This window comes from Endozoicomonas sp. SESOKO4 (assembly GCF_024606275.1).
The window spans coordinates 1-15,122 of the sequence record NZ_JAHHPS010000494.1; the positions used below are offsets into that span (position 1 = coordinate 1).

Genomic DNA, 15,122 nt, shown 5'->3' on the forward strand with positions numbered 1-15,122 from the left:
TGATTCTGATGGCGGGTTGGGTTGTTGGTTGTGTCCAGAGCCGGGCATCATAGCGGTTATCACAAACGGGTGATCCTGACTCGCCTCCCGGAGTTCCATAGAGTTAAACGACGGTGAATCGATGTCCCAATAGCTTTTTAAAAGCGAACCGAAAGCGGCAACCACTTTTACAGATATCCCTGAATAAGGGTTGTAGTATAGTGGAGTGTCTTTGGTGTTAAGAACCAGTTCATAAGCAATCAGCAGATTCGTGGCGTAAAGCCATTGCCATGAAATCGACTCGATGATGATCGTTTTCATCACGTCACTGTCAGGTTCGGGTGATTTGCTGTCAATTGGCAAGTCAGGTTCTGAATAGCCGTTTGTGTTGGGAATGTGTGAAGATTTGTCTGGTAATGTTTGTCGGTCAAGCCATACAGAAAAGCTCTGGCCTGGAAAAACTGAACTCTGTTCAAGCTCGACAAGAAAACGTGCTGTAAAGGGTTCAGCCTGGCAAACAACAGACAACAATATGAGCAACCGCGGTGCCGCAAAGAGTGAGAGTTTAATAATTCTATCCTTGCATTCTGGTATACAGAGAGGAAGGATAGGCCACCTTATAACAAAGGATGTGAAAAGCGACGGGAATCCATACAATCCGGCGGCTGTGCCCGACCGCAGTGTATCCTCTCACTAATAGCTGGATAGACCTTATTCGATAAACTTCCGGGGTACACTCCCCCGCAGGCACTGACACACCCGGCTGCATTGCGTATAATCCGCCACAAAGCTTACTGATCATGAAAATTCAGCCTCTGGCTGGGATTTCATAGTTCGGGGCAGGCATTCTGGTCAATCACCGCGCCTCAACAATGACAGCGCCATAATGACTGTTTAGGGCAACATTTTTTGCTCCATGGCCTTACCCTGTGCACATAGCTTATTTTTAATAGCAGAAAGCACTCTCTGGTTAACACAAAAGGCTTAAGGTCCTGATAGATGGCTAAAGTAACCCTGAAAACCCTGGCCGAAATGAAACAATCCGGCGAGAAATTTACCAGCCTGACTGCCTATGACGCGACATTCGCCCATCTGGTCAGCACTCAAGGGGTTGAAGTCATTCTGGTAGGAGACTCCCTTGGAAACGTCATACAGGGTAATAGCAGTACGGTTCCCGTTACCGTCGACGACATGTGCTATCACACCCGCTGTGTAGTTCGGGCAGCCCACGATTCCATGATCATGGCAGACCTTCCTTTTGCTTCCTACGCTACCGAAGAGCAGGCAGTGATCAGTGCTGCCAAAATCATGCAGGCCGGTGCCGAAGTGGTGAAACTGGAAGGTGAAGGCTGGTTGCCTCCCATCGTGACCCGTCTCCGGCAACAAGGTATACCTGTCTGCGTTCATATGGGGCTGACCCCACAATTTGTTAATGTCTTTGGCGGCTACAAAGTACAGGGTCGGGAACAGGAAAGAGCCAACAGCATGATTCAGGCAGCCATCGAGCTTCAGGCTGCCGGTGCTGCCATGTTACTACTGGAGTGTGTGCCCAATGATCTGGCACGGGAAATCACTAACGCTGTGGAAATCCCGGTCATTGGCATTGGTGCCGGAGACGGAACCGATGGCCAGATTCTGGTTATACATGACATGCTCCACCTCACTCCGGGTCGCAAGCCCAAGTTTGTCAAAAACTACATGCGGGACAGCACCTCTCCACAGGAAGCTGTGGCCCGGTATGTTGCGGAGGTGAAAGACGGTACTTTCCCGGGGTCGGAACACAGTTTCAACTGAGTTTCTCTATTCAGTCAGGTTCCTGAATGATCTGGCTGAGTGGTATGATCAACACTATCCTGAAACCGCCAAAAGCCAAAAATACTGGTTTTTTTAAGTCACTGACCGTCTGGTTACTCACAATGAAAACACTTCATACCATCGCTGAAATCCAGACTGAGATAGCAGCCTGCAGAGCTGAAGCGAAAACCGTCGGTTTCGTGCCAACCATGGGTAATCTGCATGGCGGTCATCTGACTTTGGTCGAAAAAGCCCAGGAACTCTGCGATGTGGTCGTTGTCAGCATTTATGTTAACCCACTGCAGTTTGGCCCAAATGAAGACTATGACTCTTATCCTCGTACTATGGAGCAGGATCAGCAGCTGCTGATCGAGCAGGGAGTAGACCTGCTCTACACCGCCCAGACGACAGAAATTTATCCTGAAGGCAGCGAACACCACACCCACGTCACTGTCGAAGAGCTTGATGGCATGCACTGTGGTAAGAGCCGTCCGGGCTTTTTCACTGGCATAGCGACTGTGGTCAGCAAACTGTTTAATATTGTTCGCCCCGATGTGGCTGTATTCGGGGAAAAAGACTTTCAGCAGCTGGCAATTATTCGCAAAATGGTCAAAGACTTGTGCATACCTGTTGAGATTGTTGGTGCACCTATTGCCCGCGAAGATACCGGACTGGCTATGAGTTCCCGTAACGGTTATCTGACGCAGAAAGAACGTGAAGAGATAGCTCCTACACTTTATCGCTGCCTGCAATCTGCCCGTGAGGCTATTCAGGCAGGTGAGCGTGATTATGATCTGCTGCGCCGTGACGCTTTTGCAACAATGGCCCAGGCTGGATTCAAGCCGGACTTTTTCAACATCAGCAGTACTGCCACTCTTCTGCCAGCAGGCCCTGAAGATCAGCAGCTAGTAATTCTTGCAGCCGGTTACCTGGGCAAAGCCCGACTGATTGATAACATTACTATCAATTTGTAATGACCCGAATACTGCCGACTGTTGTGCACAACCCCGGCAGTATTTACTCACCCTCCAGAGGTTGAATTGCATCATGACCCCTCTTAAACATCTTTCCTCATCTTCATCACTGGAAACCCTGAAACAAAAAATGGCAGGGACTCACCTGCGAGAACTGTTTTCGGCTGACAAGGATCGATTTGAACGCTACAGCCTGGAAGCAGCTGGCCTGTTTCTGGATTACTCCAAGAACCTGATTAACGATGACGTAATGTCTTCCCTGATGAAGATGGCTGAAGAGGCCAGACTGCCAGAAGCGATTCAGGCCATGTTTCGGGGTGAGAAAATCAATAACACCGAGAAGCGTGCCGTTCTGCACACAGCCCTGCGTAGCTTTGGCACAAACCCGGTTCTGGTAGACGGCGAAGATGTAATGCCCAAAATTCGTGATAGCCACGAGCGCATGAAAGGCATTACTGACTCAGTCCATTCCGGCGAGTGGCAAGGTTTTACCGGCAAATCCATCAAACACATTGTTAACATTGGTATTGGCGGCTCCTATCTGGGTTTGAAGACAGCCATCAATGCCCTGACGCCCTTCCACGTTGATGGGCTCGAACATCACTATGTAGCTAATATTGATCCGAACGAAATTTCCGAGGTTTTCTGCAAAATTGATCCGGAAACGACCCTGTTTATCGTGGCTTCAAAATCCTTTGGCACACTGGAAACTTTGCAGAATGCTCAGGCTGCCCGTGCCTGGATGTTGGCAAAAGGTTGTGCTGAGTCCGACATTCGCAAACACTTTGTGGCTATTTCTACCAACCTCAAAGCCATTGACGAGTTTGGTATCGCCCAGGAAAACACCTTGCCACTGTGGGACTGGGTCGGTGGCCGTTACTCTCTGTGGTCCACCATTGGACTCATGATCAGTCTGGTAGTGGGCTTTGAGAACTTCCGGAAACTGCTGAAAGGCGCCTGGGAGATGGATAAGCACTTTGCCCAAGCGCCTCTGGAAAAAAACATGCCGGTTATCCTGGGTATGCTGGGTGTCTGGTATCAGAACTACTTTGGCTCAGAGTCCCAGGCCGTCATTTCCTATGATTTCTTCCTGCGTGACCTCCCGGGCCATTTGCAGCAAATGGATATGGAAAGTAACGGCAAGCAGACCCGAAAGGACGGCAGCAAGGTCGATTACCAGACAGGTGCCGTTATCTGGGGTGGCACAGGCACCAACGACCAGCACGCCTATCACCAGCTGCTTCATCAGGGTACACGACTGATTCCTGTCGACTTCATTGCCCCGGCTACCAGCCATAATCCACTGGGAGAACAGCATCCTTGGCTATTCGCCAACGCTCTGGCCCAAAGTCAGGCCATGATGCAGGGTAAGCATCTGGATGAAGTCCGTGACGAGTTAACAAAGGCGGGCATGAGCAGTGCCGATGTTGATGTTCTGGCACCTCACAAGGTGATTCCCGGCAACCGTCCCAACAATATGATTGTGCCTGAGAAAATCACTCCGGAAGTCGTGGGTGCCCTGGTGGCACTCTATGAACAGAAAGTCTTTGTTCAGGGAACCCTCTGGCAGATCAACTCTTTTGATCAATGGGGCGTAGAACTGGGTAAGATTCTGGGCAACCGGGTTTATGACCGCCTGAAAGAGAGCGGTATGACTTCCGATCAGGACAGCTCCACCAATGGACTGGTTAATCGTTTTAAGCGTTTTAATGCCTGATTAACACTGATTGATATCCTCCCTGTCCTTAAGAGGCTGTCGCAAAAGGTTGGTTACTCTCCCGTCATTCCCGCCTTCGCGGGAATGACGACCTCAGAAGCGTGGGAACGAATTGTTGGAGTTTTGCGACACCCTCTCAAAGTACGGGGTTTTACGCTTATTCGATAACAGGAACCAGACTCTATTACCGGGAACAAAGAGTTATCGTAACTAACTAATCGGTTAGTGACATTTTAACGACAAATACTTAACTTAAGAAAAAACCAAAATTACAACTATTTGCAAAGCATGGAAGCGGTGAGTTGATTCTAATCTAATCAATCAATTTCAAACTAATGGAGAAAATACTATGGAACCTGTTAGACATTCAATCAACTCGATGAATTTTACATCGCAGCCATTAAATCTGTCGGGTACATCCTATGGGGTTACTTCACAGGCTTCTGATATTGTTAAAAAACTGATGGATAAAGTATCATTCGGAATCCTTGGCACTCAGGGCGTAAAGGACGACAAAAGCAAGGTAGTGTCTGCTACCAGCCTGGCTCCGGTTCTGGGTATGCTTCTGGCGTGTATGGATGATAAAGAGAGGAAAGCATTGGTTCTGGGAATCCCTGCAGATTCCTTGACGGATGAGCTGGAGATTGAAATCCATAAAAAACTCGGTGAATTCAGCGTAAAACACGCTTATGGTGAGCATCCGGATGAAGAACAGGCAATCTCTTGCGCTAACTTATTAGCTTTTGCCAATACCCTCAATAATGAGCAGCTTAATGAAATACTGTCTGAATGTTATCAAACCGAAAAGCTGGATTGTCAAGGCCATTGGCTGGCCGATGTCACAGATGCTTACGTCAATGAGAAAACCCGGGGAAAAATTAAATCGTTGTTTGGTGGTCTTTCTCAAGGAGAACGAGACAGAATTACAGCGGTTATAGCGAATGTGATGGAGTTCCGGGGTATCTGGGAGCACGAAATGCCTAAACACAGAACGGTCCCCGGCAGATTTCTTTGCGCAAATGGAAGCATTATTAAAAACGTCATTATGATGTGTTCAACTGAAATACTTCAATTTGTTCATAACAAAGATTTTGGTGCCATTGGCAAAAAATTCCGGTCTGCGAATGGTGAAGATCTTAAATTAGTCGCAATAACACCAGCTGATTCAGAAAATCCGACGGCGATCGACAAACTTGATTATGAAACAATTGACCATCTGATTGAAAGATTAAACTATCGTGAAGTGAAGCTGGATCTAAAGCTGCCCAAAATAAAAATGACGGATAGTTGTGATACCCACTTACTCGACAAAATTTCTCAGACATTTGGAACCGACATAATAAAGGCTGAAGATTTATCAAGATTAGGCAAACCGGGAGGTCAGCAGCTGGAAATACTTCAGAAGGTCTCTTTATCTGTTGATGAAGAAGGCGCTCATGGTACAGTTGCCACTGCCGCAACAAGAAGGCTAAGGGGCATGTCCAAAGGGTGTTACTTTCACTTTGACTGCCCTGGCTACATTGCTATTGTGGACAGACAAGGTAATCGCTTGCTTGAGATGATGATAAAGGATGGCAGCTTTTTTGAGTTTCAAGGTGAACCTTAAAGACAAAAACAGAAGGCCATTGATGTCTTGCCATCCGGCAGGAGCTTGCTCTGGCGAGCAAGTCAACACTCCTCCCCGCACTGGATGTACAGGGTATCCAGTTGAGGAAAAAAATGAAATTCGAGAACGGGTTTCAATTAAAACGAATTAAGGAGTTCTTTATGTATGGATATACCAAAGACTGGCATTGGTCACGTTGGAACGACTTACACCCTTACACAAGATAATAGTGATGGGGATTCTTCGGGCTCCGGTGTTGAGGCCGTTTATCCTCAGCCAAAATTGACAGCACAACAATATAACCAGGCATCTGCTACTTTCATCGCAGATCGCATTGTTAATTCGTCTTCTGAGACAGATGACGCTAATCAAAGGGGTTGTGAGAATAGTTCCAAAGTACAGAAAAGGCCACTAACTGATGACTCAGACACAGAATCTCAACGTTGCAAGGTGATTAAAAGTGCTGACACGACTATCTCTAAAGAACCCGCTCATAATCGCCATAAATGTGCACGGCTTGCAAGGCAGTGGCTGAGTTATGACCCCATCTACCTCGACACTGAAACCACTGGCCTGAATAAGAACGCCGAAGTTGTAGAGATCAGCATAATTGACAGTTCCGGAAAGATACTACTGGACACCCTGGTAAAACCTGCAAAACCAATCCCCCGGGAAGCCATTGATATTCATGGCATCACTAATGAAATGGTAGAGAATGCCCCTGCATGGGCCGAAATCCATGACGACTTCCTTAAAGTTATAAAAGACAGAACACTGTTAATGTATAACGCTGACTACGACAAGAGAGTTATCCTGCAAAGCTCTGGCCTTGATCGTTTCGACTCCCAGTGCTCAAGGATAGGGTGCGTTATGAAACTTTTCGCTGCCTACTACGGCCAATGGAATCACTACCAGGAAGATTGGAAGTATCAGAAACTAACTGCAGCAGCAGACTATATGGGAGTGAAAGTTGAGGGACAGGCTCATAGAGCCCTGGCAGACTGCCGTATGACACTAGGCATATTGAAAACCATGGCCGCAACCACTGAACCTGTTGACATCCCCCCCGCGCTAAAGAGTGTGTCGCAAAACCTCGCAAAATCCGGTCATTTGAGATAAAGCATTTTTACCGGCCACCTCATGACAACAAGACGGCAAATTTCGCTCCAACAGCCCCTCCATGGTCTGAGTCGCTGGCAGTCCACACCAGCCTTTGAAAGGATAAGCAGACAGCTCAATAGAGATCGTGCATGGGGGGCTCGGGCCTGACGCCTGATTCCCAGTCATTCAAACGTAACATTTGTCGTGTAGTCTTTCCTGACACTCAAGGGAGAACTATGCACAGGAATACCCTTTTTCGTGCGACTCAATGGAGCTTCTTCGTTGCCTCATTGTTGTCAGGCACATTACTTCTGCTACCCTTTTCTGTTTTGCAGACAGACCGAATCAATCTCAACCAGCTGAGCTGTCAGGTTGATGTATCTATAGGTGACAAGACATTTCGCATTTATACCCCTTCAGACTGGCAAGCAGAAGCTATGGCGGCTTTTTTCTGTGAATCGGTGTTAACGGGAAGCGACTACGCTCGGGTTGAGTTATCTTGGAAGCCCAGGGAGCATCTTACGCCTGATGATCTCTTATCCCAACATTTTGATCTCCTATTCAGCCGGCCTCGAGTACTCAATGGTCTGGCTCCGGACACGCAGTCTCTCTATCAAGAGACCTTAGTGCTGCCAGCCTACACCATCTATCTGTACGGCCACATACCCATTTATCAACTATCTTCCGCAACACTATATAAACGCAATATTGGATTACTGGACGATAAGCGAAGCCAGTCAGGTTTTCTCGTACCTGAAATCGAGCTCAAAAAACGCGGCGTTGTCCTTAATGATAGTGAAACAAAGTGGTTCAATCATCGAGCCGATCTGGTTGAAGCATTTGTCAAAAACCAAGTCGATTTTATTCCCGCTATCGGTATTGAGCCTGAACTGACCGACTGGCCACCTGAGCAGCGTTTTGAACTGAAAACCATTCCTTCTGCGGGAAGCTGGTACCTGTCCAGAGCATTGAGTCAAGCACTTAGATGTGAAGCCAGTCAATCTTTACTCGAGAGGCACCAACAGTCTCCTGTCATGGGTAATCTGCTAATCAAAACTACTATGGCAACGGATGCCTGCTCATAGCAGCACACTATTTACGACTATGAACACCTATCACGCCACGCCAAATCAATACCGCTCATGTGCACTGTCACTGGTCATCACCTGCCTGATATTCACATTGCTATGCCATGCTAACGAGCTAGCACTTAATTATGTCATACAGTCTGCTCTTGAAGAGTATTTACCCGACGCACTCAACGCCGCCCTGGTAAATAGTTACGATAAGGAGGAACTTTTAAAACGCAGTGCAATGACATTGAAAGCATGGATAGAGAGCGCAAATATAATATCGCTGGCCAATATCTCGATGTTCAGTGATATTGAGGTTTTAGAGATATCTCTAACTCCAAAATCCTCACCACAAGACTCAGATTTATCATTCTATTTAAATAAGCAGGCCTTTAGTCTGGATTGGCAGATTTCTGTCGTTCATTCTGAGATAGCCCTGTTGCTGATGGCAACGCTTAGTGCTCTTGCAGGGCTCGTTTTCTATCTCCAATTGCACCGAACAGGCAGACCGGCCCAGATAAAATCGGCAACCAATGCAGTACCAGAGAATAAACCTATTAGCTCGGAGCACGAAATAACAGCAGATAGTAGTGAGGTGAGTGGCGTGCTTACGAAAAACACTGAGCCGGCATCACCTCATGTTTCTTCTGTGACTAAAGCCGCGCTCAACCTTTCCAAACACACTGTCAGTATTGGTGACAATACTCTCGAAATGTCTAAGACCCCATTTTTCTATTACTACTGGTACGCCAAGCGTAGCCTGGATGGCCTGCCTGCTTATATCAATCCTTGCAGTACCAGACCCGATACAGATAAAGGACACGAGTTAGCACAGATCATGCGTTCTTACAGGGGGCATGCGCGAGCAATCAATGAACTAGAGCAACACGGTCTGAAAGCCAGAACGCTTGATCAAAACCGGAACAAAATTAAAGAAGAAATGAGGGCGCACTTTGGCGACTTGGCCCAAGCGTACTTGTTCGTAAAAAGCAGAGACCAAAAAACCGGGCGCTATCAACACGCACTCATGGATGATAATTTTTTAATAAAAACAATCAGTTAAATTTAAAGATATCTCTAAAAGCTTAGAAAGCTTGTTTTAACATAACCGTCATCAATCCCTTCTAGCTTGGTTATCAACTTTCAAGCACACAAAGGGATAAACTATGAACACCAGATTTGCTGCGTTGGCATTGGCCATCGGTTTAGGGGTTAGTGCCCAAGCAAACGCAATGAATATTCTTTTGACCAACGATGACAGCTGGTCGACAACCAATATTCAGACGCTACATGCTGCTCTCAAGGCGGCAGGTCATGACGTCATCATGTCGGCACCATGCACGGGGCAAAGTGGTAAAGGTGGTGCTGTCCACTTTATGAAGTCGGTCTCGGTTGATCGCACGCAAATCGATAAAGACCAGGTCTGTGTCGGTGACACAGACGCTAGCGTTGCATTTGAAGACTATGTCGAAGGTACGCCGGCCATGGCTGCGCTTTACGGTATTGATGTGTATGCTAACGAACGCTGGGGTAAACAGCCTGACCTCGTTATTTCCGGCCCCAATGAAGGCAACAATGTTGGCTTTTCAACCAACATGTCCGGCACCCTGGGGGCAACAAACGCAGCTATCGCACGTGGTATTCCTGCCATCGCCGTCAGCGCTTATGACGGTGAGGCAGACAAAGCGCCTCATGTTGCTAACATTGTCATAGAACTGCTTGATAAGCTGGTTCCCCAGACAAAAGATGGGGCACCAATACTGCCAAAATTCACGGGCCTCAATGTCAACATTCCTGAAGATCCTGCCAATCACCGCGGTTTCAAACACACCCAAGTAGGCTGGAATGCGGGCCACGACAACATGATCGTCAAGTTCACTGACGACTTGTCATCAAGTGACATGCTCATGGGTTATGTGGCAATCGAATTGATAGAAAATGATCCAAGCCTCACCATGGATGAAGCCATGTCCATCGCCAAAGAAATGTATAAGGACAAAGCAGGTATCAGCATGGATTCTGACGCTGAGTACGCTGATCAGTCTGAAAACAGTGAGGGCATTGCTGTCGGCCAGGGTTATGTCACCATCAGCGCTATTCAAGCCAATGTCCAAGGTTCTGTTGCCAAGTCTGAGTGGGTTCGCTACATGCTCAACGAATTGTTTTAAGGAGGCAGCATGAAAAAGCTTTTACTGCTAAGTGCTGCCGCCACCGTTCTGGCAGGCTGTAACGATAGCACGGACGACAACTCGACTATGAGTCAGAGCGACTTTGTGTCCGAATATCAAGGTCAATATGTGGGCAGCCAGCTGGTCGACCAGGAGCCGGTACATCTCGGGCTCACTGTAAACGAAGGTGCATTCTATCTCACTGTAACTGAAGCTGATGAGTCGTCTACCGTTTACACAGGTGACTATAACGAACAAACGAGTAGCCTGAGCTTCAATCAAGGTAATATTCAGTGTCAGCTCGGTGATGTATACCGTTGCGAGTTTGATGGAGACTCGTTTGAACTCAGAATGCACAGCCCGGATGACTGGATCGCAATTGAAAATGTGAGCGGCACATACAGTAATTCTGCTGGTGCCACCTTGACCATTGTTCAATCTGGAGAGCAGGTCTATTTTGAGCTGCCAGACTGCATGCAGTATGGACAAAAAATGGGACCCAATGAAATCAAATTCGACGCTGGCTTCTGCTTTAATCAAGACGAAATAGCGATGATCGAGCCAGAAACTCTTGAGGCGACTGGTGACACACTTAAGGTGACATCGACCAGTCCTTTGCTTGCGGGTTACTGGTTTAAAGGTTAGACGACATTTACCCGTCAACCACTTCAAAAAAAGCCGCCCATACAACCCTGTTTGGGCGGCTTTAATTTTCGATGGCTTTTTGACCCAACAAGGCAACGCTTTACTGCTGCGGCGGCAATAAAATCGCCTGCATCTTCAAAAGCCTGTCTTCAAGCGCTTGCTGATCCGGATCCGCTTCAGACAGTTTCTCTCTGAATACACCTACCAAATCAAGAAATGCCGTCCTGAGTACTTCATTCTGCTGGCTCAGGTCCTGATTCTCCTGCATGACAGCTGGCATGTCTCTTTCCAGGCGAAACTCCAGATCCTCCAACTTGCTCCTCAAGTGCCTCGCTTCTGTTCCAAGCTCAGCATTTCGACGCCCGGCTTTTTCAGCAAATTCACGGGCTTCGTCCAGCTCAGCCTGTGTATCAAGCTCAATCTGTGCCTTTGCTTTGGTCAGTTTCCTGACCTCTTCACGCCACTTTTTCTCCTCTTCTTCCCGGTCACTTGCCATATGTGCAAATTGCTCATTTTCGGCCTTAAGCTCTGTCAGTTGCTTCCTGATTTCTCCCACTTCCAAGGCGGCCTGACGGGCTCGCATTTTATGCTCTTTCTCATGATCTTGAGCCATTCTGAGTGCTTCCCTGAGCTCTGAGATTTGCTGTTCCAACTCATTCTTTTTCCTCATAAGATCCTGATATTCAAAGCGAGAGACACCTCGAGGACCATGAGCCTGAAGATCGGTCAAACTTGTTTCATCGATCGTAGAAACAAGCTGAGTTAAAGAATTGGGTTGATGTGTGGCGGTACTGAGACTGACATAGGCTCCTTCATCGTCAAACTCAACGCCTGACTCCCGGAAATCAAAACCAGGGCCAAGCCTTGGAGCCTGCCCGCTGTTTTCGGACAAAGCTTTCAACCTGTCAATTTCAGCCATGGCCTCAGCGTGTTGTTGCTGCAACAGCTCCAGTTGGCTTTTGGCAGCATTGTAGTCTAATTGAAACACTAATTTAGCCGCCTCTTCTTCATGAAACTTTTGCCGGGACTCGTCCAAATCCTGCCTGAGCTGTTCAAGCTGAGTTCTGCGTTCTCTCTCCCCCCGGGAAAGCTGAGCCTTTTGATCAGAGATCTCCTTGTGCTTAAGCTTCAGCTCCTGCTCAATGGTATCGGCTTTTGAGGCTTTCTCCCTCAGCATGGCTACCTCACTTCTCAGCTCAAGCCGTTCTTTCTCAATTTGCATTTTGGCCTTTTTCTTCTCATCCGTAAGTTGGCGGACCTCTTCAGAGAGCGTGTCTACCTGTTGTCCCAGACGAACAGACTCACTCTCAAACTTTTTATAGCCTGACTTGGCTTGAGCCGCTTCACTGATCGCTCTCTGTTCCGCTTCGGACACGTTGCTCAGTTTTGCTTTCACGGCAATAAGCTGCTGTGTCAGTTCACTCACTCTATTCTCAGACTGGCTATAGTCCTTCCTGAATCTTGCTTCGGATGACTGCAGCGCATCTTCAGCTTTCTTTTTGTGAAGCTTCAGTTCAGTGACCTGAGCGGTCAGCGACTCTATGTGCTGCCTCTGTGAACTCTGGTCTGACTGAGGCTGACTGGAAGCCAGTTTCATTTTTGTTTCTGCTGCCAACAGCTTCTTTGCCATAACCTCTAAGCTCTTGACCTGTTCGGCGAGTTCCTTGTCCGCTTTATGCTTATCTTCCATGTGTCTGCGCAATCCAGCTTGCAGCGTTTCAACCTGCCCTTCCAGAGTTGCCTTGGCGGTATTCCACTGCCTGGATTCAGTCACCCAGGCTCTCACTTCACCCTCTTTCTTCTGCAGCGCTTCCCTTGCGCTTTGCTCTGCCATAGCCGTCTTTTTCAACAGCGACCGGGTCTGTCGCAGATCAGTCTGAACCTGGTTGAGCTTCTCTTTGCTGGCTTTCAGTTCAGTTCCCGTGACTCTCAGTTGTTCAAGTTCTGTCTTCTGCTGATTCAACCAAACTTCCAGCGCTGAAATACGACCGTTAGAACCTTTTAGCCGGGTTTGGGTATCCTTTAACTGTTTTTCCAATTGAGTTTTTTGAGATTCAAGCTCGGTTAAACGCTCTTCACCCAGTCTGAGTGCCTGCTCCAGTCTTTGGCTTTTTTCAAAATACCCGGACGCTTTTTCACTCTTCTTTTTCATAGCAAGATCGAGAGACTTAAACTGGGTCGACAGCTCGCGGTAATGAGCTGTTTCTTTCTCGTACTCCGCCTTCTTCTCTTCCAGCTCCTTATAAAGCTGGATATTGGCATGACTGGCCTGGATTCTTTCATCAGAGACTTGACTGGCGAATTGGGCTCTAAGACGACGCACCTCAGTGTCAGAAGAAAGTTTGTCGGCCTGCAACTTGCCACTGCGCTTTCGCTCTCCATCCAGTTGGGATTGCAGCTGTTCAATCTGAGTTTTCAGGAGGTTCAAACCTTTTTCGGCGTTCTTTGTCTCATCCATGACTTTCGTCATTTCTGCACAGTGGTTTTTTAACTGCCCTTCAACAATCAATGCCCTTGCACTGGCCTGATCTCGCTCATCCCTGATTTTATTCAAATCTTCCGTCTGTTTTTTTGTCAGCGTTTCTAACTGATCGTTTTTATGCTGCAACGCTGTCAGAGTCTCCAGAACGTCTGGTGCTGATCTGAAGCTGGCTTCTGGACTTTGCAACTCTGTCTGCAATCGAATGTTTTCAGGCCCCGGTCCGGAAACTGGCCCCTCCGTCTTTTGCTGATCCCGTAACTGGGCAGTGAGCTGGTTTAGTTTGAAATTCAGTTGGTCAGCACGTTCGGCGTCTCTAGCTTTTTGATCATTGAGTTTATCAATGGCTTTCTGAAAGATACTTATATGACGGTGGGCTTTGGATAAATCTGCCTTTAAAGTACTGACTAATTTATCAACACCTCTCATTCTGTCCTGCTCAGTCAGCGCCTGAATCATTTGCTTTTCATTGTGTTCAGTCTGTCGTGTAAGCTCCTGAACTTTTCTATCCAGTTCATGAGCTTCCTCACCTTTAGCTTGAATCATTAAAGTCTTCTGACGCAACTCATTCTCAAGTGAGCGAACCTGGTCACTCAAAACCTTAAAGACAGCCCTTGGTAAGTTTGGATCACACGCTTGCGAATGCCGCTGATCTCTTCGCTGGATTTCAGCAAGGAAGGATTCATTTAACGTTCCGAATTCATCCAGAAGCTCATTAGCCATTACCTGTATCGCTTCCTGATCCTTAAGCTGACTTCTTAACGCCTGGTCATAGAAGGGAATATCCTTTCCTAATGAAACCTCAGTCTGCCTGACAGTCTCCAAAACTTCACAGAGCTGGGCATGCAGCTCGCAGATGCGCTGGTAATCCTTCTGAATACGCTCATCCATTTTCTCCAGTTCAGCCTGAACGTTAGCATCAATGGCCCCGGCAGGCGTGTTCCAAAAACTACCCAACCAGGATGAAGACGCCGCTACCGTCCGTGACTCCAGAGATTTACTGCCATTCAGAAAACGACTTCGCACAGGCTGCTCTGGCAACTCTGATACAATTATTTCTCTCAGCAATAGGCTAAACGTGCCTTTAAGAACACGACACCGTTTCAATGCATATTCCGCAGTATTGCCGGAATCGTTGCCGAGCCTCCCGTTGGTTGCCTGAACAATAGAACCTGGCAAAACCAGCGGTCTTCCTAAACTTTGGGGATCATTCATGGAACTACTCCTTTTAGAGGTTTTAGAGAATTCATAAATGATTTGACTCAGGGCATTAAGACTTGTTCCCCGGTAAGATCCTGAATAACTTTCTTGTTAGCTATCCTGACTAAATTTCTTCAGCCGTAGAGGAAATCCGCTACTCTCGCCGTAACATGATCGACAAACCCATTTCCTTCACCGACATTCATGGTCATCTGGACAGTAACATCCGTCCTCAGACCGTCCTGCTGCTGAGAGACAGATAAAGAAACCAACTTTCAGTTTGCTGATCCTTTTTCATAATCACAGTCCTGCTTTCTTGTTAGTTGCGCTTACATCAATGTCTTGAACTTTTATCCTGGAAGCAACTCAGAGTTACTCAAGTACAT

11 protein-coding genes are annotated in these 15,122 nt (G+C 47.4%); 9 read left to right on the forward strand and 2 right to left on the reverse strand.

The annotated features are described in order from the left end of the window. On the reverse strand, positions 1-519 hold a 519-nt coding region (locus tag KDK16_RS09470; protein ID WP_257275781.1), incomplete at its 3' end, for a hypothetical protein. Positions 520-978: 459 nt separating this feature from the next. Here KDK16_RS09470 and panB point away from each other — a divergent pair. From panB to KDK16_RS09515, 9 genes are all read left to right on the forward strand, one after another. After that, positions 979-1,773 (forward strand): 3-methyl-2-oxobutanoate hydroxymethyltransferase, encoded by a 795-nt coding sequence (gene panB / locus KDK16_RS09475; RefSeq protein ID WP_257254429.1) that lies wholly within the window; start codon positions 979-981, stop codon positions 1,771-1,773. 122 nt (positions 1,774-1,895) lie between these two features. After that, complete coding sequence (gene panC, locus KDK16_RS09480; protein ID WP_257254437.1) at positions 1,896-2,747, forward strand: pantoate--beta-alanine ligase; 852 nt, start codon at positions 1,896-1,898, stop codon at positions 2,745-2,747. Positions 2,748-2,820: 73 nt separating this feature from the next. Continuing rightward, positions 2,821-4,464 (forward strand): glucose-6-phosphate isomerase, encoded by a 1,644-nt coding sequence (pgi, locus tag KDK16_RS09485; protein WP_257254430.1) that lies wholly within the window; start codon positions 2,821-2,823, stop codon positions 4,462-4,464. A gap of 463 nt (positions 4,465-4,927) precedes the next feature. After that, entirely contained in the window at positions 4,928-6,070 is a 1,143-nt protein-coding gene (locus KDK16_RS09490; protein ID WP_257275788.1) for a serpin family protein, read from the forward strand. 165 nt (positions 6,071-6,235) lie between these two features. Beyond that, positions 6,236-7,189 (forward strand): 3'-5' exonuclease, encoded by a 954-nt coding sequence (locus KDK16_RS09495; protein ID WP_257275782.1) that lies wholly within the window; start codon positions 6,236-6,238, stop codon positions 7,187-7,189. Between the two features lie 218 nt (positions 7,190-7,407). Further along, the gene (locus tag KDK16_RS09500) at positions 7,408-8,256 is read left to right on the forward strand and encodes a phosphate/phosphite/phosphonate ABC transporter substrate-binding protein (protein WP_257275783.1); all 849 of its coding nucleotides are present in this window, start codon (positions 7,408-7,410) and stop codon (positions 8,254-8,256) included. After that, complete coding sequence (locus KDK16_RS09505; protein WP_257275784.1) at positions 8,243-9,307, forward strand: hypothetical protein; 1,065 nt, start codon at positions 8,243-8,245, stop codon at positions 9,305-9,307. The genes KDK16_RS09500 and KDK16_RS09505 overlap by 14 nt, the downstream gene beginning before the upstream one ends. A 103-nt stretch (positions 9,308-9,410) precedes the next feature. Beyond that, positions 9,411-10,412: a 5'/3'-nucleotidase SurE gene (locus tag KDK16_RS09510; RefSeq protein WP_257275785.1), complete on the forward strand. Its 1,002-nt coding sequence runs from the start codon at positions 9,411-9,413 to the stop codon at positions 10,410-10,412. A 9-nt stretch (positions 10,413-10,421) separates the two neighbouring features. Next, complete coding sequence (locus KDK16_RS09515; RefSeq protein WP_257275786.1) at positions 10,422-11,057, forward strand: hypothetical protein; 636 nt, start codon at positions 10,422-10,424, stop codon at positions 11,055-11,057. Positions 11,058-11,157: 100 nt separating this feature from the next. Here KDK16_RS09515 and KDK16_RS09520 read toward each other — a convergent pair whose 3' ends face one another. Continuing rightward, positions 11,158-14,751 (reverse strand): hypothetical protein, encoded by a 3,594-nt coding sequence (locus KDK16_RS09520; protein WP_257275787.1) that lies wholly within the window; start codon positions 14,749-14,751, stop codon positions 11,158-11,160. Positions 14,752-15,122 lie beyond the last annotated feature (371 nt).

What these genes read in the sequence shown, in the direction of transcription:
- KDK16_RS09515 (WP_257275786.1), top strand. Translation starts at nt 10,422, where the DNA reads ATGAAAAAGCTTTTACTGCTAAGTGCTGCCGCCACCGTTCTGGCAGGC.
- KDK16_RS09510 (WP_257275785.1), top strand. Translation starts at nt 9,411, where the DNA reads ATGAACACCAGATTTGCTGCGTTGGCATTGGCCATCGGTTTAGGGGTT.
- panB (WP_257254429.1), top strand. Translation starts at nt 979, where the DNA reads ATGGCTAAAGTAACCCTGAAAACCCTGGCCGAAATGAAACAATCCGGC.
- KDK16_RS09500 (WP_257275783.1), top strand. Translation starts at nt 7,408, where the DNA reads ATGCACAGGAATACCCTTTTTCGTGCGACTCAATGGAGCTTCTTCGTT.
- KDK16_RS09490 (WP_257275788.1), top strand. Translation starts at nt 4,928, where the DNA reads ATGGATAAAGTATCATTCGGAATCCTTGGCACTCAGGGCGTAAAGGAC.
- pgi (WP_257254430.1), top strand. Translation starts at nt 2,821, where the DNA reads ATGACCCCTCTTAAACATCTTTCCTCATCTTCATCACTGGAAACCCTG.
- KDK16_RS09505 (WP_257275784.1), top strand. Translation starts at nt 8,243, where the DNA reads ATGCCTGCTCATAGCAGCACACTATTTACGACTATGAACACCTATCAC.
- panC (WP_257254437.1), top strand. Translation starts at nt 1,896, where the DNA reads ATGAAAACACTTCATACCATCGCTGAAATCCAGACTGAGATAGCAGCC.
- KDK16_RS09520 (WP_257275787.1), bottom strand. Translation starts at nt 14,751, where the DNA reads ATGAATGATCCCCAAAGTTTAGGAAGACCGCTGGTTTTGCCAGGTTCT.
- KDK16_RS09495 (WP_257275782.1), top strand. Translation starts at nt 6,236, where the DNA reads ATGGATATACCAAAGACTGGCATTGGTCACGTTGGAACGACTTACACC.